20 protein-coding genes are annotated in these 25774 nt (G+C 64.3%); 8 read left to right on the top strand and 12 right to left on the bottom strand.

Features of this window, described 5'->3' with window-relative positions; translation table 11 throughout:
• Nucleotides 1-136: 136 nt before the first annotated feature.
• The 5 genes from L288_RS23575 to L288_RS23555 all read right to left on the bottom strand — a co-directional run bounded on the left by L288_RS23575 (nt 137) and on the right by L288_RS23555 (nt 7675).
• Entirely contained in the window at nt 137-2122 is a 1986-nt protein-coding gene (locus tag L288_RS23575) for an acetyl-CoA carboxylase biotin carboxylase subunit (protein ID WP_021236579.1), read from the bottom strand.
• Nucleotides 2123-2286: 164 nt separating this feature from the next.
• Nucleotides 2287-3288: a biotin synthase BioB gene (bioB, locus tag L288_RS23570; RefSeq protein ID WP_021236578.1), complete on the bottom strand. Its 1002-nt coding sequence runs from the start codon at nt 3286-3288 to the stop codon at nt 2287-2289.
• 103 nt (nt 3289-3391) lie between these two features.
• Nucleotides 3392-5545, bottom strand: a complete 2154-nt coding sequence (scpA, locus tag L288_RS23565) for a methylmalonyl-CoA mutase (RefSeq protein WP_030541815.1) — start codon at nt 5543-5545, stop codon at nt 3392-3394.
• 91 nt (nt 5546-5636) lie between these two features.
• On the bottom strand, nt 5637-6077 hold the full coding sequence (gene mce, locus L288_RS23560; RefSeq protein ID WP_021236576.1) for a methylmalonyl-CoA epimerase: 441 nt from the start codon (nt 6075-6077) through the stop codon (nt 5637-5639).
• Nucleotides 6078-6142: 65 nt separating this feature from the next.
• Nucleotides 6143-7675: an acyl-CoA carboxylase subunit beta gene (locus L288_RS23555; protein ID WP_021236575.1), complete on the bottom strand. Its 1533-nt coding sequence runs from the start codon at nt 7673-7675 to the stop codon at nt 6143-6145.
• A 120-nt stretch (nt 7676-7795) separates the two neighbouring features.
• On the opposite strand from L288_RS23555, the gene L288_RS23550 reads away from it, so the two are divergent.
• Both L288_RS23550 and L288_RS23545 read left to right on the top strand, forming a co-directional pair.
• Nucleotides 7796-9211, top strand: a complete 1416-nt coding sequence (locus L288_RS23550; RefSeq protein ID WP_030541812.1) for a helix-turn-helix domain-containing protein — start codon at nt 7796-7798, stop codon at nt 9209-9211.
• Between the two features lie 77 nt (nt 9212-9288).
• Nucleotides 9289-10005, top strand: coding sequence for a 2OG-Fe dioxygenase family protein (locus L288_RS23545; protein WP_021236573.1), 717 nt, complete (start codon nt 9289-9291; stop codon nt 10003-10005).
• 32 nt (nt 10006-10037) lie between these two features.
• Here L288_RS23545 and gor read toward each other — a convergent pair whose 3' ends face one another.
• Together gor and pgi are read right to left on the bottom strand one after the other, a co-directional pair.
• Nucleotides 10038-11384: a glutathione-disulfide reductase gene (gene gor, locus L288_RS23540; RefSeq protein ID WP_021236572.1), complete on the bottom strand. Its 1347-nt coding sequence runs from the start codon at nt 11382-11384 to the stop codon at nt 10038-10040.
• A 97-nt stretch (nt 11385-11481) separates the two neighbouring features.
• Nucleotides 11482-12984: a glucose-6-phosphate isomerase gene (gene pgi / locus L288_RS23535; protein ID WP_021236571.1), complete on the bottom strand. Its 1503-nt coding sequence runs from the start codon at nt 12982-12984 to the stop codon at nt 11482-11484.
• A 178-nt stretch (nt 12985-13162) separates the two neighbouring features.
• On the opposite strand from pgi, the gene lepB reads away from it, so the two are divergent.
• From lepB to era, 3 genes are all read left to right on the top strand, one after another.
• Nucleotides 13163-13987 (top strand): signal peptidase I, encoded by an 825-nt coding sequence (gene lepB / locus L288_RS23530; RefSeq protein WP_021236570.1) that lies wholly within the window; start codon nt 13163-13165, stop codon nt 13985-13987.
• Nucleotides 13942-14655: a ribonuclease III gene (gene rnc, locus L288_RS23525; protein WP_051209595.1), complete on the top strand. Its 714-nt coding sequence runs from the start codon at nt 13942-13944 to the stop codon at nt 14653-14655. The genes lepB and rnc overlap by 46 nt, the downstream gene beginning before the upstream one ends.
• 300 nt (nt 14656-14955) lie before the next feature.
• Nucleotides 14956-15864 carry a GTPase Era gene (era, locus tag L288_RS23515; RefSeq protein WP_021236567.1) on the top strand — a complete coding sequence of 303 codons (909 nt, stop codon included), beginning with the start codon at nt 14956-14958 and terminating at the stop codon, nt 15862-15864.
• Nucleotides 15865-15969: 105 nt separating this feature from the next.
• Here the strand turns inward: era and topA are convergent, their stop codons facing one another.
• The 3 genes from topA to plsY all read right to left on the bottom strand — a co-directional run bounded on the left by topA (nt 15970) and on the right by plsY (nt 20311).
• Complete coding sequence (topA, locus tag L288_RS23510) at nt 15970-18558, bottom strand: type I DNA topoisomerase (protein WP_021236566.1); 2589 nt, start codon at nt 18556-18558, stop codon at nt 15970-15972.
• A 74-nt stretch (nt 18559-18632) separates the two neighbouring features.
• Nucleotides 18633-19715 carry a DNA-processing protein DprA gene (gene dprA, locus L288_RS23505; protein ID WP_021236565.1) on the bottom strand — a complete coding sequence of 361 codons (1083 nt, stop codon included), beginning with the start codon at nt 19713-19715 and terminating at the stop codon, nt 18633-18635.
• Nucleotides 19712-20311, bottom strand: a complete 600-nt coding sequence (gene plsY, locus L288_RS23500) for a glycerol-3-phosphate 1-O-acyltransferase PlsY (RefSeq protein ID WP_030541805.1) — start codon at nt 20309-20311, stop codon at nt 19712-19714. The genes dprA and plsY overlap by 4 nt, the downstream gene beginning before the upstream one ends.
• A gap of 230 nt (nt 20312-20541) precedes the next feature.
• On the opposite strand from plsY, the gene murI reads away from it, so the two are divergent.
• Together murI and hemA are read left to right on the top strand one after the other, a co-directional pair.
• On the top strand, nt 20542-21345 hold the full coding sequence (gene murI, locus L288_RS23495) for a glutamate racemase (RefSeq protein ID WP_021236563.1): 804 nt from the start codon (nt 20542-20544) through the stop codon (nt 21343-21345).
• A 155-nt stretch (nt 21346-21500) separates the two neighbouring features.
• Nucleotides 21501-22721: a 5-aminolevulinate synthase gene (hemA, locus tag L288_RS23490; protein WP_021236562.1), complete on the top strand. Its 1221-nt coding sequence runs from the start codon at nt 21501-21503 to the stop codon at nt 22719-22721.
• A gap of 75 nt (nt 22722-22796) precedes the next feature.
• Here the strand turns inward: hemA and L288_RS23485 are convergent, their stop codons facing one another.
• Nucleotides 22797-23444: a class I SAM-dependent methyltransferase gene (locus tag L288_RS23485; protein ID WP_021236561.1), complete on the bottom strand. Its 648-nt coding sequence runs from the start codon at nt 23442-23444 to the stop codon at nt 22797-22799.
• Nucleotides 23444-24661 carry a DUF3419 family protein gene (locus L288_RS23480; protein WP_021236560.1) on the bottom strand — a complete coding sequence of 406 codons (1218 nt, stop codon included), beginning with the start codon at nt 24659-24661 and terminating at the stop codon, nt 23444-23446. Before L288_RS23480 ends, L288_RS23485 begins: the two co-directional genes overlap by 1 nt.
• Before the next feature lie 131 nt (nt 24662-24792).
• On the opposite strand from L288_RS23480, the gene L288_RS23475 reads away from it, so the two are divergent.
• The coding region (locus L288_RS23475) for a ligase-associated DNA damage response exonuclease (RefSeq protein WP_021236559.1) at nt 24793-25774 on the top strand (982 nt) is incomplete at its 3' end.

The following is a 25774-nucleotide window of genomic DNA, read 5'->3' as shown; positions in this document are numbered from 1 at the left end:
GCGAAGCACAGGAAACCCCGCCGGGATAAGCCGAGCGCCACTACCTCGCCTCCGGGATTGTCGCACCGGCAACGGACTTATTGCGCCCGCTCATATGGAACGGTCCGCGCCGCCAAGGCAGCGCGGCTAGTCCGCCCTATTCCAGTTCCAGAATGATCGCGTCCACCGGCAGGCTCTCGCCCTGTGCCGCCGACACGCTTTTCACCACACCCGCCTTTTGCGCGCGCAGGATATTTTCCATCTTCATCGCCTCGATCACCGCCAGCGGCTGACCAACCTCGACCTTGTCGCCTTCCTTGACATTGAGCGCGACGAGCAGGCCGGGCATAGGGCAAATCAGGAAGCGCGAAAGATCCGGCGGGATCTTTTCGATCATATGTTTGGCAAGCGGCGCCGCATGAGCGGGCAGGATACGCAGCTTGTGGCTGGCGCCATGAGCCGTCAGCACGAACCCGGCCCGCACCGGCGCGATCCTGACCGCCAGTTGCTCCTCGCCAAACTCCGCTTCGATCAGGCGATCGCCGGGGGTATATTCCAGCGCCATGTCAACCGCTTCGCCATCAACAGTGACGTCATCGCCATTGATGACGACATCATGCACCGCGTCGCCGATCTTCACCTGCCAGCCGGTCGGTGCGCGCAGCTTCTTGCCAAGCTGACCGTCGATACGGCGCGCGCGGTCCGCCTGTGCCATGGCGGCGAAGGCACCGATGGCCGACAGCCGCTTCAGCAACGTTTCGGATGCGGGCGCGCCGGTGAAGCCTTCAGGATATTCCTCCGCGATAAAGCCGGTGGTGATGTTGCCGGAACGGAAACGCTCATGCTGCATTAGCGCGGACACGAAGTCGATATTGTGCCCCGGCCCTTCGATCTCGAACCGGTCGAGCGCCGCGATCTGCTTGTCGATCGCTTCCAGGCGGGTGGGAGCCCAGGTGATCAGCTTGGCGATCATCGGGTCGTAGAACATCGACACTTCGCCGCCTTCGACCACGCCGTCATCGACGCGCACGCCATCGACCGCTTCGGGCGGATTGTAGCGGATCAGGCGGCCCGTGGAAGGCAGGAAGCCGCGATAGGGATCTTCGGCATAGACGCGGTTCTCGATCGACCAGCCGTTGATCTTCACATCCTCCTGACGGAAGGACAGTTCCTCGCCATTGGCGACGCGGATCATCTGCTCGACCAGATCAAGGCCGGTGATCTCTTCCGTCACCGGATGCTCGACCTGCAAACGGGTGTTCATTTCCAGGAAGTAGAAGCCGTCGCCCGTCTTGTCCGCGCCCGACACGATCAGTTCGACCGTGCCCGCGCTGAAATAGCCGACCGCGCGCGCCAGGGCGACGCACTGCTCGCCCATCTTCTTGCGCATTTCGGGGCTGACAAAGGGCGAAGGCGCTTCCTCGACCACCTTCTGGTGGCGGCGCTGGATCGAACATTCGCGCTCGTTCAGGTAAACGATATTGCCGTGCTGATCGCCCAATATCTGGATTTCGATGTGGCGCGGGCTTTCGATGAACTTCTCGATGAACACGCGGTCATCGCCGAAGCTGGCGAGGCCTTCACGCTTCGTCGCCTCAAAGCCCTCCCGGACGTCCTGCTCGGAATAAGCAAGGCGCATGCCCTTGCCGCCGCCGCCCGCCGACGCCTTCATCATCACCGGATAACCGATCTCGTTAGAGATGCGGACGGCATGTTCGGTGTCCTCGATCACACCGACAAAGCCGGGGACGACATTGACGCCCGCTGCCTTGGCGAGCTTTTTCGACTCGATCTTGTCGCCCATGGCGGCGATGGCGTTGGCGGGAGGGCCGACGAAGATGATCCCTGCCTCGTCCAGCGCCTTGCGGAAACTCTCACGCTCCGACAGGAAGCCATAGCCCGGGTGCACCGCATCGGCGCCGGTCGCCTTGCAGGCCTCGATAATCTTGTCGGCCAGCAGATAGGACTGCGCGGCAGGCGGCGGGCCAAGGTGCACGGCTTCGTCCGCCATCAGGACATGAGGGCTGCGCGCGTCCGCGTCCGAATAGACCGCCACGGTCTTGATGCCCATCTTCCGCGCGGTGCGGATGACACGGCACGCAATTTCGCCACGGTTTGCGATCAGGATCTTGGTGATTGCCATTATCTGTCCTTGCCCAGTCCTATTTTGTCGCCCAGTCGGGCTAACCCATCACCATCCCTCAACGTCACCCTGAACTTGTTTCAGGGTCCATTTCCCCCCTCAACCGAAGGCTGCGGAGGCGCGATGGATGCTGAAACAAGTTCAGCATGACGAAAGAGGAGAAACTATTCAGCAGCCTCCAAATGCCCATGCGGCTGCGCCATCATCGGCGTCAGCCCGAGCTTCGAAAGCAGCGCGCTGTCCTTGTCATCGCCAGCATTGGCCGCCGTCAGCAGCTTGTCGCCAGTGAAGATGCTGTTCGCCCCCGCCATGAAGCAGAGCGCCTGACAGGCTTCGCTCATGCTTTCACGCCCGGCGGAAAGCCGTACCATCGACTGCGGCATCACGATCCGTGCCACCGCGACCGTGCGGACGAACTCCACCTCGTCGATCTTGGCGAGCGGCGTGTCCTTCAGCATGTCGCCCAACACGGTTCCGGCCACCGGCACCAACGCGTTGATCGGCACGCTTTCGGGATGCGGCATGGTGCCGAGCGCATGGAGGAACCCGATGCGGTCAGACCGCGTCTCGCCCATGCCGACGATCCCGCCGCAGCAGACGTTGATTCCTGCCGTACGCACATTTTCCAGCGTCTCGATCCGGTCCGCGAAGGTCCGCGTGGTGATGACGTTGGCGTAATTTTCCGGCGAGGTGTCGATATTATGATTATAATAATCGAGCCCCGCATCTGCGAGTTGCTTCGCCTGATCGGCCGACAGCATACCCAGCGTCATGCAGGTTTCCATGCCCATCTGGCGCACGCCCTTCACCATCTCGATGAGCTTGGGCATGTCGCGTTCCTTGGGATTGCGCCACGCCGCGCCCATGCAGAAACGGCCCGAGCCGTGATCCTTGGCCTGCGCCGCCGCTTGCAGCACGGCCTGCACGTCCATCAGCTTGGTGGCCTTGAGCCCGCTTTCCGCCTCGGTGGACTGGCTGCAATAGCCGCAATCCTCCGGGCATCCACCGGTCTTGATCGACAGCAGGGTGGAAAGCTGAACCTCATTGCGCGGAAAGTTCGCGCGGTGGATCGACTGCGCCTCGAACAGCAGGTCGTTGAAGGGCAGGTCGAACAGCGCGGCAATCTCGTCGCGGGTCCAGTCGGTGCGGGGAGCTGTAGCGGTCATTTTCCACCTCCGTTCGCTTCGGGCGAAGTCGAGAAGCGGAAAGTGCCCATATGTCGTTTCTCGACTACGCTCGAAACGAACGAGGCTTGGGTAGTGAGACTATTCAAGCGGCTTCCTCCAGCCCCGCCGGGGGCATGTTGTGGCCGAGGAGGCGCAGCACATCGGCTGCGCATTCCACGACATTGGAGCCTGGTCCATAAATGCCCTGCACGCCCGCGTCACGGAGGAAGTCGTAATCCTGCGGCGGGATGACGCCGCCCGCGATCACCTTGATGTCGTTGCGGCCCTTTTCCCGAAGCTGCCTGATGAGTTCGGGGATCAGCGTCTTGTGACCGGCCGCCAGCGATGACGCGCCCACCACGTCCACGCCGCTGTCGAGCGCCAGCACAACCGTTTCCTCTGGCGTCTGGAACAGCGGACCCGACACCACGTCAAAGCCCATGTCTCCGAAGGCGGAGGCGATCACGTTGGCGCCCCGGTCGTGGCCGTCCTGTCCCATCTTGGCGATGAGCAGTTTCGGCTTGCGGCCGAGGCGCCGCTCGACGGCCTGCACACCGTCAAGAACCTGTTTCCAGCGGCTGTCCTGCGCGTAAGGCTTGGAATAGACGCCCTTCACAGGCGTCGGCACCGTGCCATACCGGTCAAAGCTGTCCTCCATGGCGGAGGAAATCTCACCCAGCGTAGCGCGGGCGCGGGCGCATTCCACCGCCAGGGCGAGAAGATTATTCTCGATGCTGGAAGGCCGGGCCGCACCGTCGCGCAGCGCCTGCAACGCCGCCTGGCACCTAGCTTCGTCGCGTTCCGCCTTCACCTTGTTGATGCGGGCGATCTGCGCCTCCCGAACCTTGCTGTTGTCGACCTCCAGCGTTTCCAGCAGGTCTTCATTAGCAAGGCGGTATTTGTTGACGCCGACAATGACATCCTCGCCACGGTCGACCCGCGCCTGCCGCGCCGCCGCCGCTTCCTCGATCATCGCCTTGGGCCAGCCTGCCGCCACGGCCTTGGCCATGCCGCCTTCGCTCTCGACGCGGTCGATGATTTCCTGCGCGGCGTCGACCAGTTGCTGGGTCAGCGCTTCGACATAATAGCTGCCGCCAAGGGGATCGACGACCTTGGTCATCCCCGTCTCTTCCTGGATCACGATCTGCGTGTTGCGCGCGATCCGGGCGGAAAAGTCGGTCGGGAGCGCGATCGCTTCGTCAAGCGCATTGGTGTGCAGCGACTGGGTGCCGCCCAGCATCGCCGCCATCGCCTCGATCGTGGTGCGGATGACGTTGTTATAGGGGTCCTGCTCCGTCAGCGACACGCCTGACGTCTGGCAGTGCGTGCGCAGCATCTTGCTGCGCTCATCCTGCGCGCCCAGCTTCGTCATGGCGCGGTGCCACAACACGCGCGCGGCACGCAGCTTGGCCACCTCCATGAAGAAGTTCATGCCGATCGCGAAGAAGAAGCTGAGGCGCCCGGCGAACTTGTCGATGTCAAGGCCCGACGCCACGCCATATTTCACATATTCAATGCCATCGGCGATGGTGAAGGCCAGTTCCTGCACCTGCGTCGCACCGGCTTCCTGCATATGGTAGCCGGAAATGGAAATGCTGTTGAACTTGGGCATCTCGCGGCTGGTATAGCCGAAAATGTCCGAGATGATCCGCATGCTCGGTTCGGGCGGGTAGATATAGGTGTTGCGGACCATGAACTCCTTCAGAATGTCGTTCTGAATGGTCCCGTCCAGCAGCTTGCGCTCGACCCCCTGCTCCTCGCCCGCGACGATGAAGAAGGCGAGGATCGGGATCACCGCGCCGTTCATCGTCATGGAAACCGACATCTGGTCGAGCGGAATGCCGTCGAACAGGATCTTCATGTCCTCGATCGTGTCGATCGCGACGCCCGCCTTGCCGACGTCGCCCACGACGCGGGGATGGTCGCTGTCATAGCCGCGATGCGTCGCAAGGTCGAAGGCGACGCTGAGGCCCTTCTGACCTGCGGCCAGGTTGCGGCGGTAGAAAGCGTTGGATTCCTCGGCGGTGGAAAAGCCCGCATATTGGCGGATGGTCCACGGACGGCCCGCATACATGGATGCGCGCACGCCGCGCGTGAAGGGCGCGAAGCCGGGCAGGCCGGGGTCGACGGTCACGTCCTGCGCCGTATAGAGCGGCTTGACGGTGATCCCTTCCGGGGTTTCCCAGTTCAGGTCCTTGCCCTTCACCTCCTTGGCGGCGGCGGCGGCCCACTGGTCCAGCGTCGGCTTGTCGGTCACTTCCATTCTCCGTTCGTCTCGATCGAAGTCGAGAGACGTTATATGCGCCCTGTCCGTGTCTCGACTTCGCTCGACACGAACGGATGTTGGTTCAGTGCGCCCCTTCTTTCGGCGTTTCCATGATCTCGGTCAGCACCCCGTTCATGTCCTTGGGGTGGACGAAGAAGATCAGCGTCCCGTGCGCCCCGATGCGCGGTTCGCCCAGCACTTTCTTGCCCAGCCCTTCGAACCAGGCCTTGGCCTCGTGAATGTCGGGCACTTCATAGCACATATGATGCTGCCCGCCCGCCGGGTTCTTGGCGATGAAGCCGTGGATCGGCGAGTTCTCACCCAGCGGCTCGATCAGTTCGATCTGCGTGCCCTGGGTGCCATTCTCACCCGGCGTATCGACGAAGCAGACCTTCACGCCCTGCGCGGGCAGGTCGAAGGGTTCGTGCGTCAGCGTCGCGCCCATCACATCGCGATAATAAGCCAGCGATGCCTCCAGAGAGGGCGTCGCCACGCCGATATGGTTCAAGCGGCCGAGTTTCATCTTCTGTCACCCCTTGGCAGGAACCTGCCCTGCCCTAACCCCTCCCGCTTGCGGGAGGCGGACTATCACAGCGGAATATTGTCGTGCTTCTTCCACGGATTCTCCAGCGCCTTGTTGCGCAGCTTGCGCAGGCCAAGGGCGATCCGCTTGCGGGTCGAGTGCGGCTGGATCACCTCGTCGATGAAGCCCTTGCTAGCCGCCACGAAGGGGTTGGCAAAGCGGTCCTCATATTCCTTGGTCTTCTCCGCGATCTCTTCCGGCGTCTTGCCGCGGAAGATGATCTCCACCGCGCCCTTCGCGCCCATCACCGCGATTTCGGCGGTGGGCCAGGCATAGTTGAGGTCGCCGCGCAGATGCTTTGACGACATGACGTCATAGGCGCCGCCATAGGCCTTGCGCGTGATGACGGTGATCTTCGGCACGGTCGCTTCGGCATAGGCGAACAGCAGCTTCGCGCCATGCTTGATGATGCCCGAATGTTCCTGAGCGGTGCCCGGCAGGAATCCCGGCACGTCGACGAAGGTCACGATCGGGATTTCGAACGCATCGCAGAAGCGCACGAAGCGGCCCGCCTTCTTCGACGAGTTGATGTCGAGCACGCCCGCCAGCACCATCGGCTGGTTGGCGATGATGCCCACCGTCTTGCCTTCGATCCGGCCGAAACCGCAGATGATGTTGGCGGCATGGGCGGGCTGCACCTCGAAAAAGTCGCCTTCATCCACGACCTTGCGGATCAGCTCATGCATGTCATAGGGCTGGTTCGCATTGGCGGGGATCAGCGTATCCAGGCTTTCCTCGATGCGGTCCCACGGATCGGCGCTGGGACGCTCCGGCACAGGCTCCTTGTTGGAGGCGGGCAGGAAGTCCACGAAATCACGGACCGACAGCAGCGCTTCGATATCATTTTCGAACGCCACGTCCGCGACGCCCGACTTGGTCGTGTGCGTCACCGCGCCGCCCAGTTCCTCCTGGGTCACCAGCTCGTTGGTAACGGTCTTCACCACGTCCGGACCGGTCACGAACATGAAGCTCGAATCCTTCACCATGAAGATGAAGTCGGTCATGGCAGGCGAATAGACCGCGCCGCCCGCGCAGGGCCCCATGATGACGCTGATCTGCGGCACCACGCCCGACGCCAGCACGTTGCGCTGGAAGATTTCGGCATAGCCCGCGAGCGAAGCCACGCCTTCCTGAATGCGCGCGCCGCCGGAATCGTTGAGGCCGATGACCGGCGCGCCGACCTTCAGCGCCATGTCCATGATCTTGCAGATCTTCATGGCGTGCCGTTCCGACACAGCACCGCCATAGACCGTGAAATCCTGACTGAAGACATAAACAAGGCGGCCGTTGATCGTGCCCGATCCGGTGACGACGCCGTCGCCGGGGATATGCTGCTCGTCCATGCCGAAGTCGATGCAATTATGCTCGACATACATATCCAGTTCTTCGAAGCTGTCTTCGTCCAGCAGCACTTCCAGGCGCTCCCGCGCGGTCAGCTTGCCCTTGGCATGCTGCGCGTCGATGCGGCGCTGGCCGCCGCCCAGGCGCGCGGCGTCCCTCTTGGCTTCCAGCTGTTCGATGATGGCGAGCTTCGACATATTAGAATATCTCTCCGGTGACGGCGGACGGCTATATCTGCCCCTTCCCGCTTTTTACAATTTTCGCAAATGCAAATTTGCCAATTTGCAAATCACCATTTCGCAAATTATGGGCGAGACATGGCACGAGGCAATCGCATTTTCGCAGGACCGCGGCTGCGCCAGCTCCGTCTGGACCACCGGATGGATCAGGCCACCATGGCGCAGGCGCTGGGCATTTCCGTGTCCTATCTCAGCCAGCTTGAAAACGACGATCGCCCCCTGACCGCCAAGGTGAAGGCCGCCGTCGCCAGCGCCTTTCCCACCGACTGGGCAAGCTTCGACAGCCGGGAGGAGGAGCAGCTTCTCGGCGCCTTTACCTATGCGCTTGCCCACCCCGAACTGCCCGGTCCTTTGATGGAGCCGGAACGGATCGAAAAGCTGCACTTGCAATTCCCGGAATTCGCCGCCCGCTACATCGATCTCTACAACGCTCATATGCGCGCCAATGAGCGGATCAACATGATCGAGGAAGCGATCGCCAACGATCATGAGGTGCAGGCCCGCCTCCCCTGGGAAGCGGCGCGGGACTGGTTTCATGAGGCGGGCAATTATGTCCACGCGCTCGATTGCCTGGCGGAGGACATGGCGTCCAGCTTCACCGCCGGGCAGGTGTTGGACGAAGGCATGCTGGTCGAAGCGCTGGCGCGGCGTCATGGCATCGAAACGCTGATCGCGGACACGCCCGATTCCGCCCTGCGCGCTTATTCCTCGGCGGACCGGCGGCTGTTCGTGAATGCGGCGCTGCCCACCGAAAGCCGCAAGTTCATGCTGTCGCACCAGCTTATGATGCTGGAGGGGCAGGCAGTGATCGCCGATGTGGTGAACCGTGCCGCCCTGCCCGTCGAGGGCGCGGACCGGCTGCTCGCCATCGGCCTTGGCAATTATGCCGCGGGCGCGCTGCTGATGCCCTATGCGCAATTCCGCGCGGCGGCGCGGGAAGTTCGCCACGATATCGACCGGCTGGCCCGCCGTTTCGGTGTGAGCTTCGAACAGGCATGCCATCGGCTTTCGACGCTCCAGCGGCCCGGCCTGCGCGGCATTCCCTTCTTCTTCTGCCGCGTCGACATGGCTGGCAATATCACGAAGCGGCACAGCGCCACCCGCCTGCAATTCGCCCGCTTCGGCGGCGCATGCCCGCTCTGGAACGTGCATGAAGCGGTCGCCATTCCCGACCGCATCAACGTGCAACTGGGTGAAACCCCCGACGGCGTCCGCTATGTTTCCATGGCGAAGGGGCTGGTGAAGCCGTCGGGCAGCTATTCGCGCACGCCGCGCCGCTACGCCGTGGTATTGGGCTGCGAAATCGCGCATGCGGCGAACTTCGTCTATGCCGATGGCCTTCAACTGGAGATGGAGGGCGCGGCGACGCCCATCGGCATCACCTGCCGCCTCTGCTCGCGCCAGGGTTGCGATCAGCGCGCCTTCCCTCCGGCGGACCGTCCGATCCGCGTCGATCCCGACAACCGGCAGATCGTCCCCTACTGGATCGGTTGAGGCAGCGGCTGCGCAGCCACCCAGCTTGCGGAAACTGGCCCTGTCGCTCGTTTACCCGGCGGCCTAAGAGGGGACCCATGGATAACGCCACCCTTACCGTCCCCGATCTTCGGACCGATCTCGCCCGGCATGGTTTCGCGCGCGTCGCGGGGCGTGAGATGCTGGCGATGCTGGACGCCAGGGAACAGGCGTGGCGCGCCTTCGCGCAAAGCTGGGATGATCTTGGCCCGGACCTTTATATGGCGGATGGAGGCCGCTACCGGCGCAGGAGGCATGCCGCCTTCCATTGCGCGCAGGGCCGCTTCACCCGCAAGCCGCATCAGCCGCACTTTCAGAGCCGCGACTATAATCCCCTGAATGGCGATGTGCAGCGCTGGTTCGATCCGGTGCATCAGGCCGTTATCGACAATCCCGTCATGCAGGCGGTCTTCGCCTTTTGCGCAGCGAGTTTCGGCGAAGCGATCCCAGATGGCTGGCATGTCGAAATGCATCAGTTCCGCATCGAGACTGGCGATGGCGAAATCGGCCGTCCGACGCCGGAAGGGCTGCACCGGGACGGCGTGGACTGGGTGTTCGTGATGCTGATCGAGCGCCGCAACGTCCGCGAAGGCGTGACCCGGATCGGCGCGCCTGATGGCACGCCGCTGGGCGAATTCACGCTGGCCCGGCCGGGGGACGCGGTGCTGATCGACGACCGGCGCATCCTGCACGGCGTCACCGAAATCCATGCGGTGAAGCCCGGCCTTCCCGCCTGGCGCGACGCGCTGGTGGTGACCTTCGCAAGGGAGCGATAACCGTCAGATCCTCCTCTTGAAGGGAGCGGCGATTATTTCAGCAGCACCAATTCTTCCGCCATGCTGGGGTGCAGCGCCACGGTGTCGTCAAACTGCTCCTTGGTGAGGCCCGCCTTCACCGCGACGGCCGCCGCTTGCAGGATTTCCGGCGCATCCGGCCCGATCATGTGCAGCCCGACGACGCGGTTCGTCGTCGCATCCACCACCATCTTGTACAGCGCCCGCTCGTCCCGGCCCGCCAGCACATTCTTCATCGGGCGGAAGTCGGACGTATAGACCTTGACCGTGCCCAGCTTGTTCTTCGCCTGCGCTTCGGTCAGCCCCACTCCGGCCAGCGGCGGATGGCTGAACACGGCCGATGGCACGCAGTTATAATCAACGGTGCGCGGATTGTCGCCGAACACGGTGTCGGCAAAGGCATGGCCTTCGCGAATGGCGACGGGGGTCAGTTGCAGCCGGTTGGTGACGTCGCCGACCGCATAGATGCTCTCGCAACTGGTGCGGCTGTAATCATCGACCTTGATCGCGCCCTTCTCGTCCAGTTCCACGCCCGCGCTTTCCAGGCCCAGCCCATGGACATGCGGCTGCCGCCCGGTCGCGAACAGGACCGTGTCGCAGGGGATCGGATCGCCATTGCTGAAATGCATGCACAGCGTTCCGTCGGCATTCTTCTCGATCCGCTCCATCTCCGCATTGAACCGGAACTGGATGCCCTTGATGGTGGAGATTTGCAGCAGCCGGTCGCGGATCTGCTCGTCATATCCGCGCAGCAGGGCGGATGACCGGTTGACGATCGTCACATGACTGCCAAGCTGATGGAAAATCCCCGCAAATTCATTGGCGATATAGCCGCCGCCGACGATGACGATCCGTCCCGGCGCATCCTCCAGATGAAAGACTTCGTTGGACGTGATGCCATGTTCCGCGCCCTCGATCTGCGGGACCGCGGGCCAGGCGCCGGTCGCAACCAGTATATATTTGGCGCTCACCTCCCGCCCGCTCGCAAGCTTGACCGAATGAGGCCCCGTGATCGTGGCGCGCTCCGGGATCAGTTCGGCCTTATGGCTCGACAATGTGTTCTTGTAGAGCCCTTCCAGCCGGTCCACCTCCGCCAGCACATTGTCGCGCAGCACCTTCCATTCGAAACCGCAGTCCGGCACGTTCCAGCCGAAGCGCCGCGCATCCTTCAGATCCTCCGCGAAATGCGCGCCGTAGATCAGCAGCTTCTTGGGCACGCATCCGCGAATGACGCAGGTTCCGCCGACGCGATATTCCTCCGCCACGGCGACCTTCGCCCCATGCGCCGCCGCCACCCGCGAAGCGCGAACGCCCCCCGAACCCGCGCCGATGACGAAAAGGTCGAAGTCATAGTCGCTCATGCTGGTCTCCCTGTGGATGTGGCGGGATATGGCGGGAGACGGGCCGAGTTACAATCTTCCTAGCCCTCCCTTGAAAGGAAGGGGTCTGCCTCGCGGCTTACGCCCCCAGCGCCAGGTCGATCAGCGCCATGGTGGAAGGATCAAACCCTTTCGTCCCTTCCGCCTCGATCGACTTGGCGATCTCCTTGCCCAGTTCGACACCGAACTGATCGAACGGATTGATCCCCATCAGCACGGCGTTGGCGAAAGTCCGATGCTCGTAAAAGGCGATCAGCGCGCCCAAGGCGTCGGGCGTGACATCGTCCAGCAGGATGGTGGTCGAAGGCCGGTTGCCCGGATAGGCGCGCGCCGGGTCGTCCGCATTGTCCTTCCCCCGCATCAGCGCCGCGCCCTGCGCGAAGCAGTTGACCAGCAGCGCGCGGTGATGCGCCGGGTCCAGCGCATGGCCGGGCTCGATCGAAGCGACGAACTCGACAGGTGTCAGGATCGTGCCCTGGTGCAGCAATTGGAACACCGCATGCTGTGCGTCCGTGCCCACGCCGCCCCAGGTGATGGGAGCGGTGGGGCCGTCCACCGGCTGGCCATCCCGCGTCACGCTCTTGCCATTGCTCTCCATCTCCAGTTGCTGGAGATAAGAAGGCAGCAGCCTCAACCGCTCGTCATAGGCGAACAGGGCGCGGGTCTGGCATCCCATGACGCGCGTATAATATTGATCCACAAAGGCGGCGATCAGTGGCGCGTTCTGCGCCGGGGCGGACAGGCGGAAATGCCGGTCCATCGCCGCCGCGCCCTCCAGCAGGCTTTCAAACGCATCCCAGCCCAGCGCCAGCGCCGCGGGAAAGCCGATGGAGGACCAGAGCGAATAGCGCCCGCCCACCGTTTCGGAAAAAGGCAATATGCGGGTTTCGTCGATCCCCCATTCGATCGCCTTTTCAGGATTGGCGGTCAGCGCGATCACCTTGCCATAGGGATCGTCCACGCCCGCCTCCACCAGCCAGTTGATCGCGCTCGCCGCGTTCAGCATGGTTTCGGTGGTGGTGAAGGTCTTGGAGGCAACGGCGATCAGCGTCGCTTCGGGATCAAAGCGGGAAATCGCCCGCTCCAGCGCCGTGCCGTCGACATTGGACACGATCGCCACGTCATAACGCGCGCCGTCGCCGCCCAGCGCATCGATGATCAGGTCGGGACCAAGCGCCGACCCGCCGATGCCGATGTGCAATATGTGCCGGATCGAGCCCAGCGCTTCCCCCTCGATCGCGTCAATCAGCGCGCGCATGCGGGCGTGCAGCATCTTGGCGCGGGACACGCTTTGCGCATTGCCCTCGCCCCGTTCGGCGGGATGTTCGGCCGCCCGGCCTTCGCTGTTGTTGATCGGCTCGCCCGCGAAAAGGGCGTCGCGCCACTTGGCGAAGTCCATATCCCCGGCCAGCTTGAGGAACCCGTCCAGAATATCGCTGGTCAGATGCGTTTTCGACCAGTCGAAACGGAGAGGCCCCTGCGTCATCGTGAACTTGCTCAGCCGGTTCGGATCCGCCGTGAAGACGGATTTCAATTCAGGCCGCGCAAGGGCTGCAATGGCCTTCAGTGCAGGGCTGGACATGGAAGGGCGTATCCTCTTTTCCGTTGATCGATACCGACGCTGCACTGTCGATTCTCGCCTCTCTTAGCCAAGCGGCACGGCCAATGCACCGCCCCATGCGCTTGACGGCGGGTTTCCAACACAGCAAAAGCCGCAGCGGCCTGTTTTCAGGGCAAATCGAAGGACTAGACGAGCTGGCATGAGCGCAAAATCCGAAACGCGGGACTTCCTCTGGTTTCTCGCAAAGCTGGCGGTGTTCGTCTTCATCCTGCGCAGCTTCATCGTCTCACCGTTCAACATACCATCTGAATCGATGCAGCCGCGCCTGCTGATCGGGGACTATCTGCTCGTCGCAAAATGGCCCTATGGCTATTCGCGCTACTCGCTGCCCTTCAACCTGCCGCTGATCCCCGGCCGCATCTTCGCGTCGACGCCTCAGCGGGGCGATGTGGTGGTGTTCAAGGCGCCGCCAAATCAGAAGAATGACTATATCAAGCGCGTCATCGGCCTGCCGGGCGACATGATCTCGGTGCGCGGGGGAACCGTCTACCTGAACGGCCAGGCCATTCCCAAGCAGCGGGTCGCGGACCTCGTCATCCCGGTGTCACCCAACATGCTCCTGGCCGCAGACAAGGAAGGCAGCCCCTCGCCCTGTTTCCGTCCCAAATTCGAAGAGAATGCGCCGGGCGGTGGCCGCCAGTGCCGCTATCCCCAATATCGCGAGACTCTGCCGGGCGGGCGCAGCTACAATGTGCTCGATCTGGTGCCCGATGGCGCGGCCGACGATCGCGACACGGTGCTGGTGCCCGAAGGCCATCTCTTCATGATGGGCGACAATCGGGATCGCAGCGCCGACAGCCGTTTCCCGGCGGTGGAAGGCGGCGGCATCGGCCTCGTCCCGCAGGAAAATCTGGTGGGCAAGGCGATGATCTCCGTCTTCTCAACCGATGGCAGCGCCAACTGGCTGCTCCCCTGGACATGGTTCACCGCCGCCCGCTGGAACCGCATCGGGGAAGGTTTTTGAGCAAGCCCGGCACGGCAGGCTGGCTCGCCGGGCTGATCGGGCGAGCGCCCAGGGACGCCGCGCCCTTCCAGCAGGCGCTGACTCATGGCAGCGCCAACGCGGTCAATTATGAGCGGCTGGAGTTTCTGGGCGACCGCATCCTTGGCCTGATCATGGCCGAATGGCTCTATGAACGTTTCGCGGGCGAGCCCGAAGGCAAGCTGTCCCGCCGCTTCAACGCGCTTGTGTCGGGTGAGACATGCGCAGAGGTGGCGCGCGCCGCTGGCGTCCCCGCCCATCTCATCCTGGGCAAGCAGGCGCGCGACGATGGCGCGGCGGACAGCGACAATGTGCTGGGCGACGTCATGGAGGCGCTGATCGGCGCGCTTTATCTGGAGGCGGGGCTGGATGAAGCGCGCGCCCTCGTCCGCCGCCTGTGGGCCGACCGCGTCGACACGCAGGAAAGCGCGCCCAAGCACCCGAAGTCCGCGCTCCAAGAATGGGCCGCCGCCAACCGCCGCAAGCCGCCCGAATATGCCATGACCGACCGGTCGGGGCCGCACCATGCGTTGCGCTTTACAGTAACGGTATCGATCAAGGGCGCAGGCGAGGCGAGCGCGACGGGTGGGTCGAAGCAGGAAGCGGAGACGGCGGCGGCAAAGGCGCTGCTGGACAAGCTGACGGGCTAGACGGCGCCTCGCTGCCATTCCCCACCCCTCCCTACGCGGACGATCTCCAAACCCGCATCGCACAGCATGAAGCTGGCGCAATCCCCTGACACACGCAAAACCGCCGCCCGATAAAACTGGTCTGGCCGCAGCAGTTCGGCGCGCGTATGGAGGCGCTTGAAGCAGAGCGCCAAATCAAAGGCTGGAGCCGGGCGAAAAGCTGGCTTGATCCGCGAGGATTGGAAGCTGATCTCCAGCTTAGCCCGCTCGAACAAGGACAGTGAAGCCCTTCGACAAGCTCAGGGCGAACGGAGATAGTGATTGACGGTCGATACTGAATCTCAACGCTGCGGCGTCGTCGCCATTGTTGGCGCGCCCAACGCGGGCAAATCCACGCTGGTGAACGCCCTTGTCGGCCAGAAGGTCGCCATCACCAGTCCCAAGGCGCAGACCACCCGCACGCGGGTGATGGGCGTGGCGATCGAAGGGGACGCGCAGATCGTGCTGGTCGATACCCCCGGCATCTTCCAGCCCAAGCGCCGCCTTGATCGCGCCATGGTGCAGGCCGCGTGGGGCGGCGCGCAGGGGGCTGACCTGATCGCGCTCATCGTGGATGGCAAGGCGGGTCTGGGCCCCAAGATCGAACCGATAATCGAAGCGCTTTCATCGCGGCCCGAACGCAAATGGCTGATCCTCAACAAGGTCGACATCGCCGCCAAGGACAAGCTGCTCGTCCACACGCAGAAGCTGAATGACGCGCTGGGTTTCGAGGAAACCTTCTTCATCAGCGCGGCAACAGGTGATGGCCTTGCCGAACTCAAGACCGCCTTCGCCAATGCCATGCCAGAAGGCCCCTGGCACTTCCCGGAGGATCAGGTTTCCGACGCCACCGACCGTATGCTGGCAGCCGAAATCACGCGCGAGCAGCTCTACCATCAGCTCCATGCCGAACTACCCTATGCCGCAGCGGTGGACACCGAGAAATATAGCGAGCGCGAGGACGGCTCGGTCGAAATCCACCAGCAGATCCTCGTCGGACGCTCCAGCCAGCGCGCCATCGTGCTGGGCAAGGGCGGCCAGCGGCTCAAGGAAATCGGATCAAAGGCGCGCGCTGAACTCGCCAGCCTGCTGGGCGTCAAGGTCCACCTTTACCTCCACGTCAAGGTAAAGGAAGATTGGGAGGATGACCGCTTCATCTACCGCGATATCGGGCTGGATTGGGTGGAATAAGACTCACCGCAGTTCCAATCTCCGTTCGTTTCGAGCGTAGTCGAGAAACAGCAAGTGCGTCCTATGCGCTTCTCGACTTCGCTCGAAGCGAACGGAATATGTTAGTTACTCAGCCGCAGCCTTCTTCTTGGCAGGCGCCTTCTTCGCAGCAGGCTTCTTCGCCGCCGCCTTTTTCGGGGCAGCCTTCTTCCCCTTCTTCGCAGGTGCCGCAGCAGCCCGCGCATCGATCAGTTGCGCCGCTTCCTCCAGCGTCAAGGCATCCTGCTCAATCGTTTTGGGCAAGGTCGCGTTGGTGGTGCCATCGGTCACATAAGGACCATAGCGCCCAGCCATCAGCTTGATCTCCGCCTCGGTACGCGGATGCTTGCCCAGCAGCTTGAGCGGCTCGCGCGATGCTCCGCCGCGCCCGCCCTTGTTCGCCGCATCCGCCAGCTTCGCGACGGCGCTGTTCATCCCGACTTCGAAAATCTCCGCGGTGGAGGACAGCCGCCCATATTTGCCGTCATGCAGCAGATAAGGCCCGAAACGCCCGATATTCGCCACGATCGGCTTGCCGGTTTCCGGGTGCAGCCCCACTTCGCGCGGCAGGCTGAGCAGCTTCACCGCCCAATCCAGCGTCAATTCGCCATCGGGCAGGTCCTTGGGGATGGAGCCGCGCTTGGCCTCCTTGCCCTCGCCCATTTCGATATAGGGACCGAAACGGCCGGATTTCCGTACGATGTCCTGCCCGGTTTCGGGATGCTGCCCCAGCACCTCCGGCCCCTTGTCTTCCCCGCCGTCGCTGCCGCCCGGCTGGCCGAACTTGCGCGTATATTTGCATTCGGGATAGTTTGAGCAGGCGATGAACGCCCCGAACCGCCCGCCTCGCAGCGACAATTGTCCGTCGCCGCACATCGGGCAGGCGCGCGGATTGCTGCCGTCCGCCTTGGGCGGGAACAGCATCGGTTCAAGGAACTTGTCCAGTTCCGCCGTGATGTCGGATGGCTTCTGTTCCATGACTTCTGCTGTCTTGGGCTTGAAGTCACGCCAGAAGGCCTCCAGCACCGCCTGCCATTGCGCCCGGCCGCCGGAAATATCGTCCAGCTCGTCCTCCAGCCCCGCTGTGAAATCGTAAGAGACATAGCGTTCGAAGAAGCGCTCAAGGAACGCCGTCACCAGCCGCCCGCTCTCCTCGGCGAAGAAGCGGTTCTTCTCGATCCGCACATAGTCGCGGTCCTTCAGCACCTGGAGCGTGGAGGCATAGGTGGAAGGACGCCCGATCCCCAGTTCCTCCAGCTTCTTGACCAGCGATGCTTCGGAATAGCGCGGCGGCGGCTGGGTGAAATGCTGCTCTGCCGTCACCTTCTTCTTGGCCGGGGCGTCGCCCTCCGCCATGCGCGGCAGCAGTTTGCTGTCGTCATCCTCCCCAGACCCGGCATGTTTGCCGGGGTCGTTCACATTAACGTCGTCGCGGCCCTCTTCGTAGAGCGCGAGGAAGCCGGGAAAGATCACCACCTGACCGGTCGCGCGCAGGCCGTGCTGGCCGGTGCCGTCGACCAGATCGATCGTCGTCCGCTCCAGCCGCGCGGAAGCCATCTGGCTCGCCAGCGCCCGCTTGAAAATCAGGTCGTAGAGCCGCGCATGATCGCCGCTGCCGACCTTGTCCCGCCCGAACTCGGTAGGACGAATCGCCTCATGTGCTTCCTGCGCATTCTTGGCCTTGGTCTGATATTGGCGCGGCTTTTCCGGCAGGTATCCGCCGTCATAGCGCTCCGCGATAGCCTTGCGCGCGGCGGAAATGGCGCTGCCGTCCATCTGCACGCCATCGGTACGCATGTAGGTGATCGCGCCATCCTCATAAAGCTGCTGCGCGATCCGCATCGTGTGGCTGGCCGAGAAGCCCAGCTTGCGCGCCGCCTCCTGCTGCAAGGTCGACGTTGTGAACGGCGGCGGAGGATTGCGCGAAACCGGCTTGGTTTCGACCTTCTCGACGGTGAAGCGCCCAGCCTCCACGTCCGCCTTGGCGGCCATGGCGTCGCCTTCCTTGCCGATGGTCAGCCGGTCGATCTTTTCCCCGCGCCAGCGCACCAGCCGCGCGGTGAAGCCCTGCCCGCCCTGCTCCATCTCCGCCGCGACGGACCAATATTCCTGAGCGACGAAGCTCTCGATCTCGCGCTCACGATCGACCACCAGCCGCAGCGCCACGGACTGCACGCGCCCGGCCGACTTGGCCCCCGGCAGCTTGCGCCACAGCACCGGCGAAAGCGTAAAGCCCACCAGATAGTCAAGCGCCCGCCGCGCCCGGTAGGCGTCGATCAGGTCCTCATCCAAGGCACGCGGCTGCGCCATCGCCTCGGTCACCGCCTGCTTGGTGATCGCGTTGAAGGTGACGCGGTCCACCTTCTGCGGCAGCGCCTTCTTCGCGCGCAGCACTTCCTGCACATGCCAGCTGATCGCCTCCCCTTCGCGGTCAGGGTCAGTGGCCAGGATCAGGCGATCGGCCTTCTTGGCCTCGTCGGCAATGGCCTTGAGCTGCTTGCCCTTGTCGCCATAATTTTCCCACTGCATGGCAAAGCCATTGTCGGGGTCCACCGATCCGTCCTTGGGCGGCAGGTCGCGGATATGGCCATAGCTGGCGAGGACGTGGAAATCCCCGCCCAGATATTTCTCGATGGTCTTCGCCTTGGCTGGCGATTCAACGATGACAAGCTGCATTCATGCCCCGGTTCTTGAGTGCTCTCACGTACACGCGCGAGTCTGGAAGGCGCTGGCGGCCCGCGTCAAGAGCGTCACGACAGGCTCACCTTTCCGCCCGCATGGCGTTCGAGGCGGCCCGCAAGCTCCAGCTCCAGCAATACCGTCTGCACGATCGCCGGGCTCAACGCAGATAGGCGGATCACCTCGTCCACCGGCACCGGCGCATGACCCAGCAGCCCCGACACAAGGTCCCTGTCGCGTCCCTCCACATCCGGCGATACAGGCTCCGCATCGAAGTTCAACCGCCCCTGCCGCACCATCCGCCCATCCAGCCCGCCGATCGCCTCGATCACGTCAGCGCCATTCTGCACCAGCGTTGCGCCTTCACGGATCAACTGGTTGCAGCCCTGCGCCCTGGGATCGGCGGGCGAACCCGGCACCGCCATGACCTCACGCCCCGCCTCCACCGCCAGCCGTGCGGTGATGAGCGATCCCGACTTGGGCGCAGCCTCCACCACAACGGTTCCGGCGGCGAGCCCGGCGATGATCCGGTTGCGCGCAGGGAAATGCCTGGCGAGCGGCTGCGTGCCCGGAGGATGCTCCGTCACCAGCAGCCCCTGGCTCGCCAGTTGCTCCTGCAACCCGGCATTTTCCGGCGGAAAGACGATGTCGATGCCGCAGGCGATGACCGCGATCGTCCCGGTCGCGACCGCCCCCTGATGCGCCGCCGTGTCGATGCCGCGCGCCAGCCCCGACACGACCACAGCGCCCTGCTGCCCCAATTCCTGCGCGAGCGTGCGGGCGAAGCGGCAAGCGGCGGCCGAAGCGTTGCGCGCGCCGACCATCGCCACGCACGGCCTTGCCGTCAGCCCCACATCGCCCCGGACGATCAGCGCTGGCGGCGAACCGTCCATCTGCTCCAGCAGGAAAGGATAGTCCTTGTCGCCCATCAGCAGATAACGCGCGCCCAGCGCCTTGCTGCGGGCGATCTCCTTCTCGACCACCGCAGCATCCGCCACGCTCGCCTTGCCACCGCCGCGCGCCGCCAGTTCGGGCACGGCCCGCAATGCGTCGCCCGCCTTGCCGAAGCGCGCCATCAACTGCCGGAAGGTGACCGGGCCGATGCGGGGCGAACGGATCAGGCGCAGGCGGTCGAACCGCTCCTGCTCGCTCACCCCTTCGACGCTCCGATCCTGGGCTCCGTCCCCTTGGCGAGCCGCGCGATATTGCCCCGGTGCCGCCACAACAGGATCAGCGTCAGCGCCAAGGTCGCCGGCACCAGGTCGATCCGCCCCATGAACCACAAAGCGACTGGCGCGCTGATCCCCGCCGCCATGCCGCCGACGGACGACCATCGCGTGCCGAACAACGCCCCCAGCCAAACAAGTGCGAACACGATCCCGGCAGGCCAATGCAGCGCCGTCACCACGCCCATCATCGTCGCCACGCCCTTGCCACCCGCAAAGCGCAGCCAGACCGGGTAGCAATGCCCGATAAAGGCCATCGCCCCCGCCATCGGCCCGCCGCCATCCACCAGCGCCGCGCCGATCAGCACCGCCGCCACGCCCTTGAGCAAGTCCAGCAGCAAAGTCGCCGCCGCCAGCCCCTTCCGTCCCGTCCGCAACACATTGGTCGCGCCGATATTGCCCGACCCGATCTTGCGCAGGTCGCCCGCCCCGGTGAGCCGCGTCAGCAGCAAGCCGAAGGGAATCGACCCCAGAAGATAGGACATCAGCAGGACGGATGCGGGAAGGAGCCAGGGAGGATTCATGATCTCGCCAAGATGATTGCGCGCGGACCATAGCGTTGCCGCCGCAAGGGGCAATGGCGAAGCTGATCCAGCCGCAACAAATCCTCCCATGCTCGTCATGGGGAGCGTGACCAGCCAAAGGCTGGTGGAGGGGAACTGGCGCAACCTCCGCCTCCCGCGCCACCGGCACAGGGCGGATCGGGAAGCCCGATATTGACAGCCCCCGCCTCTCCCGCGAGATGTGCCGCATAATGAAAGCCGCCCCGTCCGCCCCCCTGCTGTTCTTCGATTCCGGCGTAGGCGGGCTTTCCATCCTCATCCCGGCCCGCGCCGCGCTGCCGAACGCGCCCATCGTCTACGCGGCGGACAGCGCCGGTTTCCCCTATGGCACCAAGAGCGAGGCGGAAATCGCCGCCCGCGTCCCCGCGCTGCTCGGCCGCCTTGTCGAACGCTACCGCCCGCGCCTCGCCGTCATTGCCTGCAACACCGCCTCGACCATCGCGCTGTCGGCCGTTCGCGCCGCGCTCGACATCCCCGTCGTCGGCACCGTTCCCGCCATCAAGCCAGCGGCGCTCCTTTCGAAAAGCCGCGTGTTCGGCGTCCTTGGCACCGATGCGACCGTGCGCCAGCCTTATGTCGATCGCCTGACCGCAGAGTTCGGCGCTGACTGCACCGTCCTGCGCCATGGCTCCGCCGCGCTGGTGCAGCTTGCCGAAGCCAAGCTGCGCGGCGAACCCCTCGACCCCGGCATCGCGCGGGATGCGCTTGCGGGCCTGCTCGATCAACCCGCTGGCGACCGGATGGATACGGTCGTCCTCGCCTGCACCCATTTCCCGCTGGTGGAGGCCGAACTGGCCGCCGCCGCGCCCCGGCCGCTCACCTTCGTCCATGGCGGCGACGGCATTGCGCGCCGCATCGCCTATCTGACGCAGGGGCAGGACTGGCCAGCCTCCAACCCATCCGGGAAAGCGGTCTTCACGCGCCTCGACAACAGCGTCGCGGCGCTTGCTCCCGCGCTGGCGGACTATGGCCTCACCCAGATGGAAGCATTGTGACGGGTAGGACCTTTGGTCCACTCTCAACCGCCTCTATCATTGTGATAGGTATTTCTCCCTAACGCTGCGAACGGTTATCGCTGGTAATGAGGCGGCGCAGCGGGTAAACGCCCCCAAAGAGGGGATGCGGGCCACTAAGGGACTAGGGCGGTTACGTGAATTACAAGCATATCTTCGCGCAGGCGATCGACCGGCTCCATAGCGAGGGCCGCTACCGCGTGTTCATCGATATCCTGCGGAACAAGGGCGCATTTCCCAACGCCCGCTGCTTTCACGGCCATAATGGTCCCAAGCCCATCACCGTCTGGTGCTCCAACGACTATCTCGCCATGGGGCAGCATCCCAAGGTCGTCGCCGCGATGGAAGAGGCGCTGCATGATGTCGGCGCGGGATCGGGCGGCACACGCAATATCGGCGGCAACACCCATTATCATGTCGATCTGGAAGCGGAACTGGCCGGTCTGCATGGCAAGGAAGCCGCACTGCTGTTCACTTCGGGCTATGTGTCGAACGAAGCAGCGCTGTCCACCCTCGCCAAGCTGCTGCCGGGCTGCATCGTCTTTTCCGACGAACTGAACCACGCCAGCATGATCGCGGGCATCCGCAATTCGGGCTGCGAAAAACGCGTCTTCCGCCACAATGACGTCGATCATCTGCGCGAACTGCTGGCCGCCGAAGATCCCGACGCGCCCAAGCTGATCGCCTTCGAAAGCGTCTATTCCATGGATGGCGACGTCGCGCCGATCGCTGAAATCTGCGATCTGGCTGACGAGTTCAACGCCCTCACCTATCTGGACGAAGTCCATGCTGTCGGCATGTACGGCGCGCATGGCGGCGGCATTTCGGAGCGGGACGATGTTGCGCACCGCCTGACCATCATCGAAGGCACGCTGGGCAAGGCGTTCGGCGTCATGGGCGGCTATATCGCGGCTGACCAGATGATCATCGACGTGATCCGCAGCTATGCGCCGGGCTTCATCTTCACCACCTCCTTGTCGCCGGTGCTGGTCGCGGGCGTGCTGGCGAGCGTCCGGCACCTCAAGCAATCGAACGAGGAACGCGAAGGCCAGCAGGCGGCCGCCGCGACCTTGAAGCGGCTGATGGCGGAATCCGGCCTTCCGGTCATGCCGTCGGTCACGCATATCGTTCCGCTGATGGTCGGCGATCCCGTGAAGGCCAAGCGGATCAGCGACATATTGCTCGCCGAATATGGCGCCTATGTGCAGCCCATCAACTATCCCACCGTCCCCCGTGGCACGGAACGCCTGCGCTTCACGCCGGGTCCGGCGCACACGGTGGAGATGATGGAGGAACTGGTGCAGGCGCTGGTGGAAATCTGGGACCGGCTGGAACTGGAATTCAAGAAGGCGGCCTGAGCGGCCATTCTCCGGCTCGTCACGACCAATGGTTGGACGCCTGCTCCTGCGCAGGAGCAGACTCACTGCACCCACTCAAACCCGTATCAACCCGCCCCTCACCGCATAGCCGCGGTACAGCGTCCGGCTGTGCGGAAAGCCCCCCGTTTCCGCCGCCAACCCCTCAAGCACCTGCCTGATCCCGGCACGCGGCGAAACGTGAAACTTCGCCAGCCATGCGAACAGCGCCCGCTTCCAATATGCCGGCAACCCTTCCTGCTGGCCGAAATCCACCACCTCCAGCTTGCCGCCCGCCGCGACGCAAGACGCCGCATGCCGCAACGCGCCTTCCCATCTCGGAATCATTGACAGCGCGTAACTGATGAACACCCGCTCGAACGCGGCCTGTCCGAACAGCGTCACCGCATCGAAACCGCAGGCATCTCCCCGCGCCAGCACCACGCGGTCCGCCATGCCCGCCTTCGCCACCGCCCTGCGCGCCGTTTCCAGCATGGCTTCTGAAATATCGACGCCATAAAGCCGCGCTTCCGGCCACGCCCTGCCCACCGCGATCAGGTTCCGTCCCGTCCCGCAGCCAATCTCCAGCACGGCCCCGCCGCGTGGAGGGGCCAGATCGGCGATCAGCCCATCCCGCCCCAGCAGATAATATTTGCGCGACAGGTCGTAGATATGCCGCTGATGCCGGTACACGCTGTCCATCAGCCCGCCATGCCCGCCGCTCATCACGCGTCCTTCCGCACATAAAGGTGGACGCCGCCATAAATGGCCGATCGGTCGCGCGCCGTGAGATCCAGCGATTCCTCCGCCCGATAGTCCCAGCGCGACAGCATGGCGTCATCGACCCGGCCGGGCAGGATGCTCGGTTCCCCCGCCGTGCGGAACAGCACCCGCGCCCCCCGCCGCGCCGTCCGCGTGATCTGCGCCCAAAGCGCGTTGAGCTGCGCATCGTCCATCCAGTCCTGCGCGTCCAGCAGCACATAGCGGTCCACCGATCCCGCCTCCTGCGAAGCGAGGAAGTCGGTGAAGTTTACATGCCGCACGTCCACCCGCCCGGCACGCTCGACCACCGCCTGATGGTTCCCCGCCTGTAAATAGGGTGGCAACGGCCCCTCGCCGCCCGCATAGCCGCGCCCGAATGCCTGCACCGCGAAATAATTGTCCTTGAGGTCAAAGCCGCACGCCAGCTTTTCCAGCCGCGCCTTCAGCACGCTGTCCATCCGCTCGTCGCCCGCCAGAGCCTCATATTGCGCGGGCGGAATGCCCAGGCCGAACAGAGAGGCAGGCTGGCTCGTCAGCCAGCGCGTGAAGGCGCTGTCGAACACTGGCGCAAGTTCCGCCTCGAATATGGCGCGCTGCTCGTCCAGCGACTGCGCGTCCAGCATCCGCCGCGGATTGACGCCATGCAGCCGCGCCAGCAGATGCGCCGCGCCGATGAAGCGCCCCAGCAGGCCATGCTTGTAGATGCCCCGCGCAAAGCCGCCGATCCGCCGCCGCCCGGTAAAGTCGCGCCCCTCCCAATAGCGCCGCGTCGCATCGTCCAGCACCGGCGCTACGAACTGCCGGTACGCGCTCACATTCTCCCGGCAATCCGCCCTGGCGAAGAAGCGATGGAACGCGTCATGATCGGGCAAGGCGCCCGCCGCCGCCAGCTTCAAACGGTTGAGCGCGATATGGGCGGTGTTCAGGTCCACCGCCGTGATCCTGGCCGGGTCCGCCGTCAGGTAGCTCAGCACGTTGCAGCCGCCCGAAGCGATGGTGACGACATGGCTGTCGGGCGTGATCGCCAGCGCTTCCATGTCCACGTCCGGGTCCTCCCAGATCTGCGCATAGACAAGCCCGCGAAAGGCGAAGGTGAAGGCCCGCTCCAGCAGCCCCTGTTTCGACAGGCGCCGATGCCGGTGTACGGCGCGGGTGATGTTCCGATGTGCCACAGATGCCATATGCCGCGCCTCCTCGCTGCCGGGTCGTGGCGCTCCCGCTAGGGCAGCGGCATGTCGGCCGCATGTCGATCAGGTTACGGCTTTGTGAAGCCCTTGCGGAACCAACCCCGCCCATCCACCTTCTCCCAGACATGCCGCACTGGATCGAACCGCACCCCACCGGAATTTACGTCCGCCCCGCCAATGCCTGGATCGATCCGTCCCAGCCCTGCGAAAGGGCGCTCGTCACCCACGGCCATGCCGATCATGCGCGCGGCGGCCATGGCCATGTATGGGCGACGGAAGAAACCCTTGCCATCATGGCGCTGCGCTACGGCACCGCCAGCGGCACGGCCGTGGGCTATGGCGAGCAGGTCCGCATGGGCGGCGTGGACATATCCTACATCCCGGCGGGGCATGTGCTGGGCTCCGCGCAGATCCTGCTCGAACATGCGGGGGAGCGGGTGATCGTCACCGGCGATTACAAGCGCCGCCCGGACCCCACCTGCAAGCCGTTCGAGCCTGTCCCCTGCGACATCTTCGTCACGGAAGCGACGTTCGGCCTTCCCGTCTTCCGTCACCCCGAAACCGGCAGCGAGGTCGACCGCCTGCTCGCCGCGCTCCATGCGCATCCCGGCCGCTGCGTCCTTGTGGGCGCCTATGCGCTGGGCAAGGCGCAGCGCCTTATCTGCGAAGTGCGTGCGCGGGGCCACCATGACCCCATCTACATCCACGGCGCGCTGGAACGCATGTGCGCGCTCTACAGGGACTTCGGCATCGACCTTGGCGAACTGCGTCCAGCCACGGGGGTCCCCGCCAGGGAGATGCGCGGCCACATCATCGTCTCGCCCCCATCGGCGCTCAACGACCGCTGGAGCCGCCGCTTGCCCGATCCGATCACCGCCATGGCGTCAGGCTGGATGCGCGTGCGCCAGCGCGCCCGGCAGAAGAATGTCGAACTGCCGCTCGTCATCTCCGACCATGCCGACTGGGACGAACTGACCGCCACCATCCGCGAGGTCGCGCCATCGGAAACCTGGATCACCCACGGCCGGGAAGAAGCGCTGCTCCACTGGTGCATGACCCACCAGATGCGCGCGCGCGCCCTCGAACTGGTCGGGCGCGAAGATGAGG

Origin of the sequence: Sphingobium quisquiliarum P25 (assembly GCF_000445065.1) — a bacterium.
Classification (GTDB): domain Bacteria; phylum Pseudomonadota; class Alphaproteobacteria; order Sphingomonadales; family Sphingomonadaceae; genus Sphingobium; species Sphingobium quisquiliarum.
The sequence above is the reverse complement of the archived record's forward strand: the minus strand, read 5'-3'. Positions and strand labels throughout refer to the sequence as shown.

Bases quoted from the DNA above. Each gene is read 5' to 3' on its own strand.
- L288_RS23485 (WP_021236561.1), bottom strand. From the start codon at position 23,444: ATGAGCGGCGGGCATGGCGGGCTGATGGACAGCGTGTACCGGCATCAG.
- lepB (WP_021236570.1), top strand. From the start codon at position 13,163: ATGAGCGCAAAATCCGAAACGCGGGACTTCCTCTGGTTTCTCGCAAAG.
- L288_RS23545 (WP_021236573.1), top strand. From the start codon at position 9,289: ATGGATAACGCCACCCTTACCGTCCCCGATCTTCGGACCGATCTCGCC.
- rnc (WP_051209595.1), top strand. From the start codon at position 13,942: ATGGTTCACCGCCGCCCGCTGGAACCGCATCGGGGAAGGTTTTTGAGC.
- plsY (WP_030541805.1), bottom strand. From the start codon at position 20,311: ATGAATCCTCCCTGGCTCCTTCCCGCATCCGTCCTGCTGATGTCCTAT.
- L288_RS23575 (WP_021236579.1), bottom strand. From the start codon at position 2,122: ATGGCAATCACCAAGATCCTGATCGCAAACCGTGGCGAAATTGCGTGC.
- pgi (WP_021236571.1), bottom strand. From the start codon at position 12,984: ATGTCCAGCCCTGCACTGAAGGCCATTGCAGCCCTTGCGCGGCCTGAA.
- gor (WP_021236572.1), bottom strand. From the start codon at position 11,384: ATGAGCGACTATGACTTCGACCTTTTCGTCATCGGCGCGGGTTCGGGG.
- L288_RS23550 (WP_030541812.1), top strand. From the start codon at position 7,796: ATGGCACGAGGCAATCGCATTTTCGCAGGACCGCGGCTGCGCCAGCTC.
- murI (WP_021236563.1), top strand. From the start codon at position 20,542: ATGAAAGCCGCCCCGTCCGCCCCCCTGCTGTTCTTCGATTCCGGCGTA.
- bioB (WP_021236578.1), bottom strand. From the start codon at position 3,288: ATGACCGCTACAGCTCCCCGCACCGACTGGACCCGCGACGAGATTGCC.
- topA (WP_021236566.1), bottom strand. From the start codon at position 18,558: ATGCAGCTTGTCATCGTTGAATCGCCAGCCAAGGCGAAGACCATCGAG.
- mce (WP_021236576.1), bottom strand. From the start codon at position 6,077: ATGAAACTCGGCCGCTTGAACCATATCGGCGTGGCGACGCCCTCTCTG.
- L288_RS23480 (WP_021236560.1), bottom strand. From the start codon at position 24,661: ATGGCATCTGTGGCACATCGGAACATCACCCGCGCCGTACACCGGCAT.
- L288_RS23555 (WP_021236575.1), bottom strand. From the start codon at position 7,675: ATGTCGAAGCTCGCCATCATCGAACAGCTGGAAGCCAAGAGGGACGCC.